The organism is Acidovorax sp. GW458-11-26-14-TSB4, assembly GCF_059423865.1.
On the sequence record NZ_JBWKYR010000009.1, the window covers coordinates 25,525 to 39,998 of the forward strand.

Genomic DNA, 14,474 nt, shown 5'->3' on the forward strand with positions numbered 1-14,474 from the left:
GCCTGGGGACATCCATTGCTGGTCAAAAGGCAGGCCTTCAGTTACACAGAAGGTCTCGCAACTCCCCAACGGACCCTGTGCCATGGCCCATCGCAAAAGCCCCGCCCGCATCGCCAAAGCTGCGCGCATCGCGCAATTCCATGCCCTTGCGGCCTCTGCGGCCGACCCGTCCTGTGCGGCCGAAGAAGGCCCGGCGGACCCGGCCGTCGCGCTGCATGCGCTGGCCGAGCTCGAGCACGCGCTGGTCGGCAGGGTGGTGCTGCCGACCAGCCCCGACTACAACGCGGCGCGCCAGGAATCCAACCCGGCTTTCCAGTCGTTTCCCAAGATCATCGTCTACTGCGCGGTCGAAAACGACGTGCTCGAATGCCTGGCCGTGGCGCGCAAGTACAAGGTGGCCGTGGCCGTGCGCTGTGGCGGCCACAGCACGGCCGGCTATTCGGTCAACAACGGCATGGTGGTGGACCTGAGCGACATGAAGGGCGTGGTGCTCGACCCGCCGAACGCGCGCGTGCACGTGCTGCCTGGCACCGACTTCGACCATTTCAATGGCGCCATGAACCACACCGGCTGGCACGTGCCCACGGGCGCCTGCGGCAGTGTCTGCGTGGGTGGCTTCGTGCAGGGTGGCGGCTACGGCTACACCTCGCGGCGCTTCGGCATCCAGAGCGACCTGGTGGAGTCTCTGCGGGTGGCCCTGGCCGATGGAAGCATCGTCACGGCCAGCGAAACCGAGAACCCTCTGCTGTACTGGTCCATGCGCGGGGGCACGGGCGGCAACTTCGGCGTGCTGCTGCAGGTGACCTACAGCATGGCGCCACTGGACACGGTCTGGGCCTGGTCCATCGGCTGGGACATCAGCCAGGGTGCGAATGTGCTCACCATGATGCAGCAGGCCTACATGCAGAGCGGCGCGCCCGACGCCCTCGGCTACATGATGAACCTGGGCTACCACAACGGGCAGCCGGTGGCCATGGTGCAGGGCATGTTCTGCGGTACGCGCGAGGCCGGGCTTCAGGCCATCGCGCCGCTGATGGCCATACCCAGCGCCCAGTTGCTGGTAGACCAGACCGGCACCTACCCGGACATGAACGTCTGGCTCGAGGACCACCCTTACTCGCTGCCCGAGAACCTGCCCGACGGCATCGCAGAGAGCAAGGCCTCGGGTTACATCGCGAGCCCGCTGGCCACCGCCGACTGGCAGGCCATCATCGACTACTTCCTCACCTCGCCCAACCAGTGGTCGCTGGCCTATCTGGAACCCTACGGTGGCGCGATCAACCGCTATCCCGTCGAGGCCAGCGCCTTCATCCACCGCCGCGTGGATGCCGACCTGGTGGTCGACGTGTTCTGGCGCAACCCGGCCGAGCGCGCACAGACCGAGGCCTGGCTGGCCGGGTTCATGCAGCTGGTGCAACCCTTCCTCAACGGGCACGTGTACCAGAACTACCCCGACGCCAGCCTGCAGGACTTCGAGAATGCCTACTGGGGCCCGGCCTACCCGAACCTGCAGCAGGCCAAGCAGGAGTACGACCCGAGCAATTTCTTCAAGTTCCAGCAGAGCATCCGCCTGCCAAAGCAGGTGTAAGGCGGGGTGCGGGCGCTCACTGCAGCGCCGGCTGGGCGTAGTGCAGGCGCCCCTTGCCGGCACGCTTGGCGGCGTACATGGCCTGGTCGGCGCGGTTCATGAGGGCGTCGGTTTCGCCTTCCAGCGGAGGGTGCATTGCCACGCCGATGCTGGCGCCGATGTGCAGCGCGCGCCCATCCACCCACATGGGCTCGTGCAGCGCATTGATGATGCGCTGGCCGATGCCATCGGTCACGTCGCGCGTGACCTCGCGGTCGAGCATGACCAGGAACTCGTCGCCGCCCAGCCGTGCCATGGTGTCTTCGCCGCGCACCGTGGCGGCCAGCCGCCGGGCGACGATGCGCAGCACCTCGTCGCCCGCACGGTGGCCTTCCGTGTCGTTCACGCGCTTGAAGCCATCGAGGTCGATGAACAGCAGCGCCACCGAGCCTGCGGCGTTGTGGCGCACCCGGGCCAGCGCCTGGTCGAGGCGGCTGTGGAAGGCGGCGCGGTTGTATAGCCCTGTCAGTGAATCGTGGTTGGCCAGGTACTGCTGCTGGCGCGCGATCTGGATCTTGGCCGAGACATCCTGCACCAGGGCCATGATGGAGGTCACGCGCCCCTCGGCGTCGGTCAGCGCGGAGTTGAACCACTCGCAGTGCACCTCGGCACCATCCTGGCGCGTGAAGGAGGTCTCCGCCCGGTTCTGCGCTTCCTGGCCTTCCTGCAGGCGCTGCAGTGCCTCGTGCAGGCCTTCGTCCGCAGTGTGGCCCAGCAGTTGCGTGAGCGACCGCCCCTCCAGGTGTGCCAGGGGGAGCCAGCCCATCAGTTGCACCGCGCGCTGCGAGCAATGCAGCAGGCGCAGGTCCTGGTCCATTTCGAGCACTGCAAGGGGGCTGTTTTCCATGTGCGAGGACAGCCGCTGGTTGGCGGCGCGCAACGCGTTCATGGTCACCTGCAGTTCGTGCACATCGAGCGCGGTCGTGATGAAGCCGTCGATGACGCCATTGCGTGCAGGCCAGGGCGTCAGGCAGATGGTGCGCCATTCGTCGAAGCCGTAGGGGGTGCGCAGCAGCCGCTGGTACTGCACCCGCTCACCGCTGAGCACCCGCTCGACGAAGGGCATGAAACGCGCCGCATCGCTTTCGCCATACAGGTCGATGATGGTCTTGCCCACCAGGAGTTCGGGTGTGCTGCCGAACCAGCGCGCATACTCCTCGTTCACGTAGACCATCTGCAGGTTCCGGTCCACGGCGGCCAGGGTAGCACCCGCACTCTTCGTGATCAGTTCGAGCAACTCTTCCTTGGACCAGTCGGTGTGCCTGGCACGGCGGCGCAATCTTTCTGGCTCATCTGGCGTCATGTAGCGAAAGTCCCGGGGCAAGGATCATCTGGTGGCCAAGCGAAAGCACGGTCGGCGCTGCACGACAGCGCAACCGCTATGGCGCGCCAACATTCATTTCACCCCCCGCGGAAGGAGTGTTGGCACGCCCTCGTCATTACAGCTTATCACCTTCCCGGCCTGGGCATGGTCACGGCATGACCACCAGCATCTCTACTCGGCCCAGCGCACCCACCCACCCCAGGCAGTGATCAGCACCACCATGCCGAACACGATGCGGTAGTAGGCAAACGGCACGAAGCTGTGGCTGCTGATGTAGCGCAGCAGCCAGCGCACGCACAGCCAGGCGCTGATGAAGGAGAACACCAGCCCGGTGGCGAACATCGGGATGTCGGCCGCCGACAGCAGCGCGCGCTCCTTGTACAGGCTGTACACCCCGGCCCCGATCAGCGTGGGCATGGCCAGGAAGAACGAGAAATCCGTGGCCGCCTTGCGCGACAGCCCGAGCAGCATGCCGCCGATGATGGTGGCGCCGCTGCGGCTGGTGCCGGGCACCATGGCCAGGCATTGCACCAGACCGACCTTGAGCGCATCGAGCGGCGTCATGTCGTCCACCTCGTGGACGCGGGTTGCCGTGGCCGGGCGCTTTTCGGCCCACAGGATGATGAAACCGCCCAGGATGAAGGTGCTGGCCACCACCACCGGGATGAACAGGTGCGCCTTGATCGCCTTGCCCAGCAGCAGGCCCAGCACCACCGCGGGCAGGAAGCCGATGAGCACGTTGAGCACCAGGCGCTGCGCGCTGCGCTCGCGCGGCAGGGCCACCAGGGTGGCGCGGATCTTCTGCCAGTACACCAGGATGACGGCAAAGATGGCGCCGGTCTGGATGGCGATGTCGAAGACCTTGGCCTTGGCATCGTCGAAACCAAGCAGGGAGCCCGCCAGGATCAGGTGGCCGGTGGAGGAGATGGGGAGAAATTCGGTCAGGCCTTCGACCACGCCCATGAGGGCGGCCTTGGCCAGCAAAACGAGGTCCACGCGTGCGTCCTTTTGGCCCACAGGGCCGTCAAAAGCTGCCGATTATCCCTGCCCGCCCACCCTCGCCCGGCGCCAAAACACCTGCATTCCACTCCGGTCCACCGCATTTCGCGCCCCCGTCCGCGCATTCCGTCGCAGGCCGGTGGAAGGCCCGGGACGGGATCGGCACAGTACGCCCATCGACGCAAGCTGACCCCAGGAGCCCACCATGCAGATCACCCCCGTCATCGCCATCCACATGGCCGCCGCGCTGGCCGCCCTGGCCATCGGCCCGCTGGCCCTGTGGGCCCGCCGCAGCCGCGCCCAGCGCCCGCGCCTGCACCGCGCCGCCGGGTACGCCTGGGTCACGCTGATGGTGATGGTCGCCGTATCGGCCGTCTTCATCAGCGGTGACAAGGGCCCGCGCCTCGCAGGCTTCGGCCTGATCCATCTGCTGGTGCCCATCACCCTGGGCTTCATCGCACTGTCCTTCCACTTCCTGGTGCGCGGCAATGTGACGGCGCACCGCCGCATCATGCAGGGCACCTACATCGGCTCCTGCCTGGTGGCAGGCGCTTTCACCCTGCTGCCCAACCGCCTGCTCGGCCAGTGGCTGTGGAGCCAGGTGGGAATCCTCTGAGCCCCGCCTCCACCCCCTCATTCCTCGACCCCATTTACCTCCAACGGAGCAACACCATGATCATCGACCTCCTGATCCACCACCCCGAAGCCCTCCCCACCGTGCTGCAGAAGACCCCCACCTGGGTCTGGGGCCTGCTCGCCGCGCTCGTCGCCCTGGGTGCCAGCCAGCTGGTGGCCCGCACCGCCAGCCTGACCCGCGTGGCCGTGATGCCCGTGGCCATGACCCTGTTCTCGGTCTATGGGCTGGTGTCGGCCTTCGGCAGCTCCGGCCAGGTGCTGGGCACCCTGGCCGCCTGGCTGGCTGCCGCCGCCATCGTGGCCACCCTCACCCTGGTGCTGCGGCCCGCCGTGCCCGCCGGCACCCGCTACCTGGCCGATTCGCGCAGCTTCCACATGCCCGGCAGCCCGCTGCCCCTGCTGCTGATCCTGGGCATCTTTCTGACCAAGTACCTGGTCGGCATCGAGATGGCCATGCAACCGGCCCTGGCCCACGACGCCACCTTCGACCTGGAGATCGCAGCCCTGTACGGCGTCTTCAACGGCTTGTTCATCGCTCGCTCGGCCCGCCTGTGGTGCCTGGCCCTGGCACCCCAGGCTGCACGCACGGCATCCGGCCACGCCGCCGCCTGACCCACCCTTCGCCCCATCACCCCAAGGAAAACCACCATGTCCCGCCGCTACCCCCTGTCCGACGACCCCATCGAGAACCTGGCGCGCAAGCGCGCCGGCGCCAAGCTGGGCTGGTTCATCCATGCCACCGTCTATGTGCTGGTCAACCTGCTGCTGGTATCGCTGTCGCTGTCCAGCGGCCGGCACTGGGCGGTGTTTCCAGCCGCCGGCTGGGGCATCGGCCTGCTGGTGCATGGCATGGTGGTGTTCTTCCTGGCCGGCGGCTCGAACTGGCACGAACGCATGGTCCAGGCCGAGCGCGAGCGCATCGTCCAGAACAACCACCGCGCCTGAGCACAGGCGAGGAGACCGCCATGCGCAAGTCCACCCACCTGGCACTGGCAGGCCTGCTGGCCCTGTCCGTCGGCCTGGCCCAGGCCGGGGTAGGCCTCAGGGAGATCGCCGCCCTGCTCTCACCCCAGCCGCCGCTGGCCCGGATGTCCGACCTGGCCGTGCGCCTGCTGGGCGACCCGCCCGGCTTTGACCGCGGCCAGATGCGCGCGGTGGACAGCAAGATCGTGCGCCACTTCGAGCGGCACCTGCTGGCTCCGTCGCCTGCCCGCTGACACCCAACGCCCCTACCGGAGCCTCTTCATGCTGACGATCGCCGCCACCCTGGCCCTGCTCGGCCTGCTGCCACCCGACCACCCGCTGCGCCTGGCGGGCGGCCGCACCTTGTCGGCCGCCGTGCTGGCCTGCGCCCTGCGGCTGCCCGGCGCAACCGCAGGACTGCGCCGCGCCGGATGAGCGCGTGCCCCCTAGAATCACCCCATCCATGACCGCACCCCTGACCCCTGAAGCCATCGAGCAACTCGCCCGCAAGCGCGCCGGCGCCAAGCTCGGCTGGTACATGCATGCCATCCTGTTCGTGGTGGTCAACATCGTGGTGTTTTCCATGTCGCGCTACGGCTTCGGCAACCGGCCCTGGTCGGTCTACCCGCTGCTGGGCTGGGGGTTGGGGCTGGCGCTGCACGGCGTCTCGGTGTTCGTGCTGGGCACCGGCAGCGGCCTGCGCGAGCGCATGGTGCAGAAGGAACGCGAGCGCCTGCTGCGCGATCGCGGCGATCACTGACATGGCCCCGGCCAGCGCGCTGCCCCTGAAGATCGACTGGATCGACAAGCTCCAGCGGCTGCTGCAGACCCTGGCCTTCTGCCTGGCGATCTCGGGCATCCAGTACGCCTTCCGGCCCGAGAAGCCCTACTACATCCCTGCCACCTACTCGCTGGCCATCGGCACCCTCACTTGGGCGCTGATCGACTTCGGCCGCCACCTGTTTCCCTCCAGCCACGAATACGGCTGGCCCAAGGGCTTTGCCGGCGTGGCGCTGCCCCTGGTCGGCATCGTGCTCGGCTACCTGGGCGGCACCCTGCTGGCCGACTGGTCGTGCGGTGTCTCGTCGTGGGATACCGAGGGGCGTGCGCAGTTGCGCATCTCCATCGGCATCACCGTGGTGGCGGGCACCGTCATCAGCTACTATTTCTATGTGAACGGCAAGAGCGCCTGGCTGCAGGCGCGCATGGCCGAGGTGCACAGCCAGGCCACCGAGGCCCAGCTCAAGCTGCTGGAAACCCAGCTGGAACCGCACATGCTGTTCAACACCCTGGCCAACCTGCGCGTGCTGATCGGCACCGACCCGGTGCGCGCGCAGGAGATGCTGGACCGCATGATCGCCTACCTGCGCGCCACGCTGAACGCCTCGCGCAGCACCCAGCACCCGCTGGGCGACGAGTTCCAGCGCCTGGCGGACTACCTGGAACTGATGGCCGTGCGCATGGGCCCGCGCATGGCCTACACGCTGGACCTGCCGCAGGCGCTGCGCGATCTGCCCGTGCCCCCGCTGCTGCTGCAGCCGCTGGTGGAAAACGCCATCCGCCACGGGCTCGAGCCCGAGGTGGAAGGCGGCCACATCACCGTGCAGGCGCGCACCCAGAGCGGCCCCGAGGGCAGGACGCTGCTGGTGCTGCAGGTGAGCGACACCGGTGCCGGGCTGGGCGCGGCCCCGCAGCCGGCCGCCACCAGCCCGGGCACCAGCTTCGGCCTGGCCCAGGTGCGCGAGCGCCTGGCCACGCTGCACGGCGATGCCGGGCAGTTCACGCTGGCCGCCAATACCCCCAAGGGCACGCGCGCCACCATCACCTATCCCTTGTCCGCACCCGCATGACCACCACCCCACGCGCCCTGATCGCCGAAGACGAGCCCCTGCTGGCAGCGGCCCTGCAGCAGGAGCTGGCCCGTGCCTGGCCGCAACTGCAGGTTGCCGCCACCGTGGGCGATGGCCTCTCGGCCGTGCGCCAGGCCCTGGCCCTGCAGCCCGAGGTGCTGTTCTTCGACATCCGCATGCCGGGCCAAAGCGGGCTGGATGCCGCCGTGGAGCTGGCCGACGCCTGGCCCGCCGACAAGCCCTTCCCTGCCCTGGTCTTCGTGACCGCCTACGACCAGTACGCCGTGCAGGCCTTCGAGGCCCAGGCCGTGGACTACCTGCTCAAGCCGGTGCAGGCCGCGCGATTGCAGAAAACCGTGCAGAAGCTGCAGCAGGCCCTGGCCGCCAAGGCCCCTGCACCCGATGCGCTCGAAGCCACCATGGCCCAGCTGCGCCACCTGCTGGCCGCCCCCGGCGTCGCCGCGGCGGCACCGGCGGCCAGCCCGCCCGCCGCCGCGCCCCTCACGGTGATCCAGGCCAGCAGCGGCAACCAGATCCACATGGTGCCGGTGGCCGAGGTGCTGTACTTCGAGGCGGCCGACAAATACGTGCGCGTGCTCACGGCCGCGCGCGAGTTCCTGATCCGCACCCCGCTCAAGGAACTCACCGAGCAGCTCGACACCAGCGTGTTCTGGCAGGTCCACCGCAGCACCCTGGTGCGCGCCAGCGCCATCACCACGGTCACGCGCGACGAGGCCGGCAAGCTGCACCTGGCGCTGGCGGGCCGGCCCGAGAAGCTGGCCGTGAGCCGGCTCTACGCGCACCTGTTCAAGGCGATGTAAGCCTTCTCTTGGGGCGTTTGGTAAAATAACCGCTGGGTGTACGCGCTGGAGGGGCGCGGCAGGTTCAGCGTCGGTCGGGCCGCCACGCGGTCTGTCTGCGTCTGGAAATTTCTGCCCATGCAACCCCAAGCCATCCACTGGATTGCCGCTGCCATCTTCGGCATCGCCCTGCTCCACACCTTTGCCGCCGGCCTGTTCGAGCACCTGGCGCACCGCTATCCCCGCCATTCCGGCCTGTTCCATCTGCTCGGCGAGGTCGAGGTCGTCTTCGGCTTCTGGGCCATCGTGCTGGTCCTTGCCATGGCCTTCGTCTCCGGCGGCAGCCAGGCACTGGACTACGCCGAATCGCGCAACTACACCGAGCCCCTGTTCGTCTTCGTGGTCATGGTGATCGCGGCTTCCAGCCCGGTGCTGCGCAGCGTGGTGGCCGTGGTGGACACCCTGGCCCGGCACCTGCCCGTGCCCACGCCGCTGGCCAGCGCCTGGCTGGGCCTGGCGGCCGTGCCGCTGCTCGGTTCGCTCATCACCGAGCCGGCGGCCATGACCATCGCCGCACTGATGCTGGCGCCGCAGATCTTTCGCCGTGCCGTGCCCGACCGGGTGAAGTACTTCGCCCTGGGCACGCTGTTCGTCAACGTGTCCATCGGTGGCACGCTCACATCCTACGCCGCACCCCCAGTGCTCATGGTGGCCAGCACCTGGCAGTGGGACAGCGCATTCATGCTGGTTACATTCGGCTGGAAGGCGGCCCTGGCCGTGCTGGTCAACGCCACGGTCTGCACCTTCGTGCTGCGCAGCCACCTGCGGCCCGCGCCGGGAGAAGAAGGCACGGCTGGGCCCGCACAGCCAGCCGTGCCCCTGGCCGTGGTGGCCGTGCACCTGGGTCTGCTGGCTGCCGTGGTGGTGTTCGCCCACCATCCGGTGGTGTTCCTGGCGCTGTTCCTCATGTTCCTGGGCTACACCCAGGCCTATGCACAGCACCAGACGCCGCTGATCCTCAAGGAAGCCCTGCTCGTGGGTTTCTTCCTTGCGGGCCTGGTGGTGCTGGGCGGCATGCAGCAATGGTGGCTGCAGCCCATCGTCTCGGGCCTGCAGCCGCTGGCCCTGTTCGCAGGCGCTCTGGGCCTGACGGCCATCACCGACAATGCGGCCCTGACCTACCTGGGCTCGCTGATCGAGGGCATCTCCGATCCGGCCAAGTACATGCTGGTGGCCGGCGCCGTGGCCGGCGGCGGCCTCACGGTGATCGCCAACGCGCCCAACCCGGCCGGTGTGGCCCTGCTCAAGGGCGGGTTCACGGACGGCAGCGTGGGCGCGGTGGGCCTGCTGCTGGGGGCGCTGCTGCCCACGGCCGTGGCGGCGGCCGCGTTCCTCGTGCTATAGGTCAACGCAAAACCAAGTCTTCGCGTCGCCCGATCAATCCGCCTTGAGCTGCATGGCGGGCCGCGCCTGCACCCGCTCCAGCCAGGCCTGCACATGCGGGTGGGCGGCCACGGGGGCGCCGATGAAGGCGCTGTAGCCGATGACCGCGCCCACGATCAGGTCCACCAGCGAATAGTCCGCGCCCAGCATCCAGGGCTGGGCGGCCAGGCGTGCGTCGAGCACGGCCAGCAGTTGGTCCAGGCCCTTGCGCGCGGCGTCCGCCCAAACCTCGCTGCGCAGCGCCGCGTCGCCCTGCGTGGACAGTTGCAGGCGCACCAGCACGGCGCCATAGGTCACATAGGCCCAGGTCGCCCAGGACATGGCCTGCATCCTTTCGGGCGTGCCGTCCTCGGGCCACAGGCCGCGCTCCACGCCGTACTTGCCAGCCAGCCAGAAATGGATCGCCAGGGTCTCGAACATGGGGTTGCCGTCCACCACCACGGTGGGCACCTTGCCATTGGGGTTCAGGGCCAGGAACTCGGGCCGGCGCTGGTCGCCGGCCTGCAGGTCCAGGGTGACGCGCTCATGGGGAAGGCCCAGCTCGACCAGTGCGTTGGCAACGGGGGTAGCGCTGGACATGGGGTGCCAGTAGAGAACGATGGACATGGAAAACTCCTTGAAGTCGGGTTTTTGAGAGGTTCAAACCGTTTCGGCACTGCGCCGTGAACGTGGATGCAATGTAGGATGCATTGCGGACAGATTCCGCCCTCGATTCAACGTACAGTCGATTCCATGCTGTCCTCGTCCTCCCGCCTTCTGCGCGTGCTCTCCCTGCTGCAGACCCGCAGCCACTGGGCCGGCCCCGAACTGGCCGAGCGCCTGGAGATCCACCCCCGCACGCTGCGCCGCGACATCGACCGCCTGCGTGAGCTGGGCTACCCCATCCACGCCAGCAGCGGCGTGGCCGGCGGCTACGCCTTCCGCGCGGGCCAGGCCTTGCCGCCGCTGCTGCTCGACGACGAGGAAGCCCTGGCGGTGGCGATCGCCCTGCGCATGGCCACGGCAGGCACCGTCGGCGGGGTGGAGGAAAGCTCGCTGCGCGCCCTGGTCAAGCTCGAGCAGGTGATGCCTTCGCGCCTGCGCAAGCGCATCGACGCACTGCGCTCGGCCATCCTGCCCACCGAGCACATGGGCCCCACGGTGCAGGCGGCGGCGCTCGCCGTGCTGGCCGCTGCCTGCCGCGACCAGTTGCGGGTGGAGTTCGCCTACCTGGACGCCAAGGGCCAGGCCAGCCAGCGCTCGGTGGAACCCCAGGGCCTGGTGCACACCGGCCAGCGCTGGTACCTGGTGGCCTGGGACCCGGCGCGCGGCGACTGGCGCAGCTTCCGCGTGGACCGCATCGTGGGCGATGCGGCGGCCGGCGCCCACTTCGCCCCGCGCCCCGGGCCGGACGGAGGCGATCTCCGGGCCTATGTTGCGCGCTCGGTGGCGCTGTCGCAGTTCCCGGAGCAGGCGCGCGTGGTGCTGCACCAGCCGCTGGCCACCATGGCGCGGCGCATCCCGGCTTCGGCCGGCGTGCTGCAGGCCCTGGACGCGGAGCGCTGCGTGCTGGCCTGCGGTGCGCACCAGCAGGGCACGCTGGTGTACTGGCTGCTGGCGCTGCAGGTGGAGTTCGAGGTGCTGGAACCCCAGAGCCTGCGCGAGTATTTGCAGGCCTCCACAGAACGCGTGGCGCGCGGCCTGGCGCGTGGGTCTGGCACCATGGCACCTTCGCCATGAGCACCGAAGCCCCCATGCCGCACCTGCCCTACCCCGAACTGTTCCAGATACTCGGCCGCACGCTGCGGCCCATGGACGCGGTGGACCCGCATGCCATCGACAAGGCCGAGCAGGCCCTGGACCTGGCCGCGCCGCAGGCGCTGCGCGACTTCTACCTTCTGGCCGGCAACGCGCGCGATTTCACCGCGGTGTACGACCAGTTCCTGCTCCCGGCCGACTGGAGCCTTCAGGAGGGCAAGCTGGTCTTCGTGGCAGAGAACCAGGACGTGGTGCGCTACGGCGTGGACTGCGGGCCCGATGCCGGCGACGACCCGCCGGTATGGATCACCACTACGGGCCATGCCACCGAGTGGCACCGGGTGTGCGACAGTTGCTCGGAGTTCATCGCCACCATGCTGGCCTGGCAGTGCAGCTTCGGCGAGGCCCTGCCGCATGGCGCATCGGGCCTGGCCGGGCCCGGTACCGAGGCGGCGCTGAAGGCCGGCTGGCACTTTGTGGGAACGGTCAACGAAATGCGCGCCTATGTGCAGCCCGGCCACGCCGCCTGCGTGGTGGAATGGAGCGACGGCCTGCGCGTCTTCGTGGGCGCGCTCAGCGACGACGCGCTGTGGGCGCTGGAAGATGCGCTGGATCTGTCCTTGGAATCCGAGGACTGAGCCGCTACGCCAGAAGGCAGGCCAGCACTTTGGCCAGCAAATCGTTCACATCGCTGGCCGGCACGGCACCGGGCAACTGCACGCCGCCGTAGAGCTCGAACACCGGCTTGCCCCACTTGAGGCCCAGGGCCATCTCCGACAGGGTGCCCAGGTTGCTGCCGATGGCCACCAGGCACACGCCGCTGCGCGCGATGATGGCGTTGCGCATCTCGCCCATGCCGGTGGGCACGGCCACACTCAGCCATTCGTTGGCGTTGGCATCGTCGTCCTCGGGCAGGATGCCCACGGCCATGCCTCCGGCCTCGGTCGCGCCGCGCGATGCGGCGGCCATGACACCGCCGCGCCCGCCGCAGATGACCACCATGCCGGCGCCGGCCAGCGCATGGGCCACGGCATGGGCGGCGGCGCACTCGGCCTCGCCCGCATCGCCGGGCCCGATCAAGGCCACGGGCTGGCGGTGGCGCCCCGGGCTTTTCTGCTTCAGGGCCAGGCGCTGCAGCGCCTGCAGCAGCGGCACCGGCCACGCTTCAATGGCCTGCACGGCGCTCGCGCTTTCGCGTAAAGACATCACCCACTCCCATCACCACCACACACACCACCATCAGCACCAGCGACAAGGCCGCCGCCACCGCGAAATCCGAGCCGCCATCGCTGACCTGGGCCAGCAGCATCAGCGGCAGGATGTTGAGCTGCGTGCCCACCAGTGCCAGCGCGGTGCCGTAGGTGCCCATGGCAATGGCGGCCACCATGCAGGCGCTCGACAGCACCGAGGGCGCCACCTCGGGCACCACCGTGTCCCAGAAGGCCCGCGCGCGCGATGCGCCCAGCGTGCGCGCGGCCTGCGCGGGGCGCAGGTCCAGGTTGGCGAACACCGGGTACAGCGACAGCGCCACGCGCGGGATCAGGTAGTAGGCATAGGCCACGCCCAGGCCCGAGACGCTGTAGATCCAGCTGCCGATCACCGCCGGGTCACCGCCCAGGCCCGCCAGCAGCTGCGTGACGAAGCCCGCGCGCCCGAAGGCCAGGATGAAGCCATAGGCGATCACCAGGCCTGAGAAGGCCAGCGGCAATCCCAAGAGGGCCATCATCCACTGGCGCCGCGCAGCGGGCTGGCGCGCCAGCTCGATGGCGATGCAGGTGCCCGCCAGCGCCGACACCGCGCCCGCTGCCAGCCCCAGGGCCAGCGTGTTGCGCAGCGCACCCATGAACAGCGGGTTGCCGAACAGCCGCCCGAAGGCGCTGGCGCCGTCGCCAAAGGCCTCGGGCAGCAGCGCCGCCAGGGGCACCGCGAAGAAGAGCGCCATGAAGGCCCATGCGGGCCAGGCGCCGAAGCGTCGCATGCGGGCCGGCCCCTCTTACTTGTTGCCCAGCGCGGCCTGCGCCCACAGGCGGTCCACGTCGGCCTTGCGCTCGGAGGCTTTCACCACATCGAGCGGGCGGATCTGCGGAGCGGCCGGCATCTTGGCGGCCACGTCGGCAGACAGCGGCGTGCCGGGCACGGCGGGGCGCACAAAGCCCTGGGCAAACAGCGACTGGCCGGCTTCGCTCGTGATGAAGTTGAGCCAGAGCTTGCCGGCATTGGGGTTGGGCCCGTTCTTGACCAGGCTGATCGCATAGGGCGCAGCCACGCTGGCCTCCTTGGGGATGACCACCTCCACCGCATCGCCCATACCGTCAACGTGCTTGGCCTTGAGGCCATCGTTCTCGTAGCTGATCCACACGGGGATCTCGCCCTTGAGGAACTTGGCGTAGGGCGTGGTGCCTTCCACACGCAGCACGTTGCCGGCGGCATGCAGCTTGCCCAGGTAGTCGGTGCCGGGCTGCACGTTGTCCACGCTGCCGCAGTTGGCATACGCAGCGGCAAAGGTCAGCACCTGGCCGATGCCGGTGGAGCGCGGGTCCAGGTAGACCACGGTGTTCTTGAACTCGGGCTTGAGCAGGTCGGCCCAACCCGTGGGCACGTTCTTCACCAGCTTCTTGTTGACCAGGAAGGCGATGTTCAGCGTGTGGATGGTGAACCAGCGGCCTTCGGCCTCGCGGAACACGGGCGGCAGCTTGTCGAAGTTGACGGGCTTGAAGGGCGCGACCACGTCCTTCTTCGCCGCATCTACGGCCGAGGCGGCGAAGTAGTAGGCCGTGTCGGCCTGCGGGCGGCGTTTGGTCTTTTCGAGCGCCACCACCGTGGCGGCCGAGCCGATGTCGTTGTAGGTCAGCTCGATCTCGGGGTAGCGCTTCTTGAAGTCCCGGAACAGCGACTTCCAGTTGGCCCATTCAGGCCCGGTGTCGAAGGAGACGCACAGGCCTTCCTTCTGCGCCTCGGCGTACAAGGCCTTTTCGCCCGCATAGAGCTCGAGGCCGTCGAAGGCGAAGGCGGTGCGGGCGGCGAGCGTCGCGAATGACAGCGCTGGCAGTGCGCCGGCGGCCTGGATCAGTTGTCTGCGTTGCATGGTGAAGGCT

Annotated in this window: 18 protein-coding genes; 12 read left to right on the top strand and 6 right to left on the bottom strand. The window is 68.8% G+C overall.

Annotated features, from left to right (window positions below; translation table 11 throughout):
- Positions 1-82: 82 nt before the first annotated feature.
- Positions 83-1,588 carry an FAD-binding oxidoreductase gene (locus AC07X5_RS18745; protein ID WP_494771360.1) on the top strand — a complete coding sequence of 502 codons (1,506 nt, stop codon included), beginning with the start codon at positions 83-85 and terminating at the stop codon, positions 1,586-1,588.
- A gap of 16 nt (positions 1,589-1,604) precedes the next feature.
- Here the strand turns inward: AC07X5_RS18745 and AC07X5_RS18750 are convergent, their stop codons facing one another.
- Entirely contained in the window at positions 1,605-2,930 is a 1,326-nt protein-coding gene (locus tag AC07X5_RS18750; RefSeq protein ID WP_494771361.1) for a diguanylate cyclase domain-containing protein, read from the bottom strand.
- 192 nt (positions 2,931-3,122) lie between these two features.
- Positions 3,123-3,947 (bottom strand): undecaprenyl-diphosphate phosphatase, encoded by an 825-nt coding sequence (locus AC07X5_RS18755; RefSeq protein ID WP_409956996.1) that lies wholly within the window; start codon positions 3,945-3,947, stop codon positions 3,123-3,125.
- Between the two features lie 208 nt (positions 3,948-4,155).
- Here AC07X5_RS18755 and AC07X5_RS18760 point away from each other — a divergent pair, with 208 nt between their 5' ends.
- The 9 genes from AC07X5_RS18760 to AC07X5_RS18800 all read left to right on the top strand — a co-directional run bounded on the left by AC07X5_RS18760 (position 4,156) and on the right by AC07X5_RS18800 (position 9,603).
- On the top strand, positions 4,156-4,566 hold the full coding sequence (locus tag AC07X5_RS18760; protein WP_409960986.1) for a DUF2306 domain-containing protein: 411 nt from the start codon (positions 4,156-4,158) through the stop codon (positions 4,564-4,566).
- A gap of 56 nt (positions 4,567-4,622) precedes the next feature.
- Positions 4,623-5,198, top strand: a complete 576-nt coding sequence (locus AC07X5_RS18765) for a DUF6622 family protein (RefSeq protein ID WP_409960987.1) — start codon at positions 4,623-4,625, stop codon at positions 5,196-5,198.
- A gap of 36 nt (positions 5,199-5,234) precedes the next feature.
- Positions 5,235-5,531, top strand: a complete 297-nt coding sequence (locus tag AC07X5_RS18770) for a 2TM domain-containing protein (RefSeq protein ID WP_409960988.1) — start codon at positions 5,235-5,237, stop codon at positions 5,529-5,531.
- 20 nt (positions 5,532-5,551) lie between these two features.
- On the top strand, positions 5,552-5,803 hold the full coding sequence (locus AC07X5_RS18775; RefSeq protein ID WP_494771362.1) for a hypothetical protein: 252 nt from the start codon (positions 5,552-5,554) through the stop codon (positions 5,801-5,803).
- Between the two features lie 28 nt (positions 5,804-5,831).
- Positions 5,832-5,984 (top strand): hypothetical protein, encoded by a 153-nt coding sequence (locus tag AC07X5_RS18780; protein WP_409960990.1) that lies wholly within the window; start codon positions 5,832-5,834, stop codon positions 5,982-5,984.
- A gap of 28 nt (positions 5,985-6,012) precedes the next feature.
- On the top strand, positions 6,013-6,309 hold the full coding sequence (locus AC07X5_RS18785; protein ID WP_409960991.1) for a 2TM domain-containing protein: 297 nt from the start codon (positions 6,013-6,015) through the stop codon (positions 6,307-6,309).
- Position 6,310: 1 nt separating this feature from the next.
- Positions 6,311-7,399 carry a sensor histidine kinase gene (locus AC07X5_RS18790; RefSeq protein WP_409960992.1) on the top strand — a complete coding sequence of 363 codons (1,089 nt, stop codon included), beginning with the start codon at positions 6,311-6,313 and terminating at the stop codon, positions 7,397-7,399.
- The gene (locus tag AC07X5_RS18795; protein ID WP_494771363.1) at positions 7,396-8,220 is read left to right on the top strand and encodes a LytR/AlgR family response regulator transcription factor; all 825 of its coding nucleotides are present in this window, start codon (positions 7,396-7,398) and stop codon (positions 8,218-8,220) included. The genes AC07X5_RS18790 and AC07X5_RS18795 overlap by 4 nt, the downstream gene beginning before the upstream one ends.
- A 117-nt stretch (positions 8,221-8,337) precedes the next feature.
- Positions 8,338-9,603 carry a putative Na+/H+ antiporter gene (locus AC07X5_RS18800; protein ID WP_494771364.1) on the top strand — a complete coding sequence of 422 codons (1,266 nt, stop codon included), beginning with the start codon at positions 8,338-8,340 and terminating at the stop codon, positions 9,601-9,603.
- Positions 9,604-9,636: 33 nt separating this feature from the next.
- Here AC07X5_RS18800 and AC07X5_RS18805 read toward each other — a convergent pair whose 3' ends face one another.
- Complete coding sequence (locus tag AC07X5_RS18805) at positions 9,637-10,248, bottom strand: glutathione S-transferase family protein (protein ID WP_494771365.1); 612 nt, start codon at positions 10,246-10,248, stop codon at positions 9,637-9,639.
- A gap of 126 nt (positions 10,249-10,374) precedes the next feature.
- On the opposite strand from AC07X5_RS18805, the gene AC07X5_RS18810 reads away from it, so the two are divergent.
- Together AC07X5_RS18810 and AC07X5_RS18815 are read left to right on the top strand one after the other, a co-directional pair.
- Positions 10,375-11,361: a helix-turn-helix transcriptional regulator gene (locus AC07X5_RS18810; protein ID WP_494771366.1), complete on the top strand. Its 987-nt coding sequence runs from the start codon at positions 10,375-10,377 to the stop codon at positions 11,359-11,361.
- Positions 11,358-12,017: an SMI1/KNR4 family protein gene (locus AC07X5_RS18815; protein WP_494771367.1), complete on the top strand. Its 660-nt coding sequence runs from the start codon at positions 11,358-11,360 to the stop codon at positions 12,015-12,017. Before AC07X5_RS18810 ends, AC07X5_RS18815 begins: the two co-directional genes overlap by 4 nt.
- A 4-nt stretch (positions 12,018-12,021) precedes the next feature.
- Here AC07X5_RS18815 and AC07X5_RS18820 read toward each other — a convergent pair whose 3' ends face one another.
- The 3 genes from AC07X5_RS18820 to AC07X5_RS18830 are packed head-to-tail and all read right to left on the bottom strand — an operon-like array spanning position 12,022 to position 14,464.
- Positions 12,022-12,585, bottom strand: coding sequence for a TIGR00725 family protein (locus tag AC07X5_RS18820; protein ID WP_494771368.1), 564 nt, complete (start codon positions 12,583-12,585; stop codon positions 12,022-12,024).
- A complete protein-coding gene (locus AC07X5_RS18825; RefSeq protein ID WP_494771369.1) occupies positions 12,545-13,357 on the bottom strand; it encodes an ABC transporter permease in 813 nt (270 codons plus the stop codon). Before AC07X5_RS18825 ends, AC07X5_RS18820 begins: the two co-directional genes overlap by 41 nt.
- Positions 13,358-13,372: 15 nt before the next feature.
- Positions 13,373-14,464 (bottom strand): extracellular solute-binding protein, encoded by a 1,092-nt coding sequence (locus AC07X5_RS18830; protein ID WP_494771370.1) that lies wholly within the window; start codon positions 14,462-14,464, stop codon positions 13,373-13,375.
- Positions 14,465-14,474: the final 10 nt, after the last annotated feature.

Bases quoted from the DNA above. Each gene is read 5' to 3' on its own strand.
- AC07X5_RS18745 (WP_494771360.1), top strand. From the start codon at position 83: ATGGCCCATCGCAAAAGCCCCGCCCGCATCGCCAAAGCTGCGCGCATC.
- AC07X5_RS18750 (WP_494771361.1), bottom strand. From the start codon at position 2,930: ATGACGCCAGATGAGCCAGAAAGATTGCGCCGCCGTGCCAGGCACACC.
- AC07X5_RS18760 (WP_409960986.1), top strand. From the start codon at position 4,156: ATGCAGATCACCCCCGTCATCGCCATCCACATGGCCGCCGCGCTGGCC.
- AC07X5_RS18765 (WP_409960987.1), top strand. From the start codon at position 4,623: ATGATCATCGACCTCCTGATCCACCACCCCGAAGCCCTCCCCACCGTG.
- AC07X5_RS18770 (WP_409960988.1), top strand. From the start codon at position 5,235: ATGTCCCGCCGCTACCCCCTGTCCGACGACCCCATCGAGAACCTGGCG.
- AC07X5_RS18775 (WP_494771362.1), top strand. From the start codon at position 5,552: ATGCGCAAGTCCACCCACCTGGCACTGGCAGGCCTGCTGGCCCTGTCC.
- AC07X5_RS18780 (WP_409960990.1), top strand. From the start codon at position 5,832: ATGCTGACGATCGCCGCCACCCTGGCCCTGCTCGGCCTGCTGCCACCC.
- AC07X5_RS18785 (WP_409960991.1), top strand. From the start codon at position 6,013: ATGACCGCACCCCTGACCCCTGAAGCCATCGAGCAACTCGCCCGCAAG.
- AC07X5_RS18790 (WP_409960992.1), top strand. From the start codon at position 6,311: ATGGCCCCGGCCAGCGCGCTGCCCCTGAAGATCGACTGGATCGACAAG.
- AC07X5_RS18795 (WP_494771363.1), top strand. From the start codon at position 7,396: ATGACCACCACCCCACGCGCCCTGATCGCCGAAGACGAGCCCCTGCTG.
- AC07X5_RS18800 (WP_494771364.1), top strand. From the start codon at position 8,338: ATGCAACCCCAAGCCATCCACTGGATTGCCGCTGCCATCTTCGGCATC.
- AC07X5_RS18805 (WP_494771365.1), bottom strand. From the start codon at position 10,248: ATGTCCATCGTTCTCTACTGGCACCCCATGTCCAGCGCTACCCCCGTT.
- AC07X5_RS18810 (WP_494771366.1), top strand. From the start codon at position 10,375: ATGCTGTCCTCGTCCTCCCGCCTTCTGCGCGTGCTCTCCCTGCTGCAG.
- AC07X5_RS18815 (WP_494771367.1), top strand. From the start codon at position 11,358: ATGAGCACCGAAGCCCCCATGCCGCACCTGCCCTACCCCGAACTGTTC.
- AC07X5_RS18820 (WP_494771368.1), bottom strand. From the start codon at position 12,585: ATGTCTTTACGCGAAAGCGCGAGCGCCGTGCAGGCCATTGAAGCGTGG.
- AC07X5_RS18825 (WP_494771369.1), bottom strand. From the start codon at position 13,357: ATGCGACGCTTCGGCGCCTGGCCCGCATGGGCCTTCATGGCGCTCTTC.
- AC07X5_RS18830 (WP_494771370.1), bottom strand. From the start codon at position 14,464: ATGCAACGCAGACAACTGATCCAGGCCGCCGGCGCACTGCCAGCGCTG.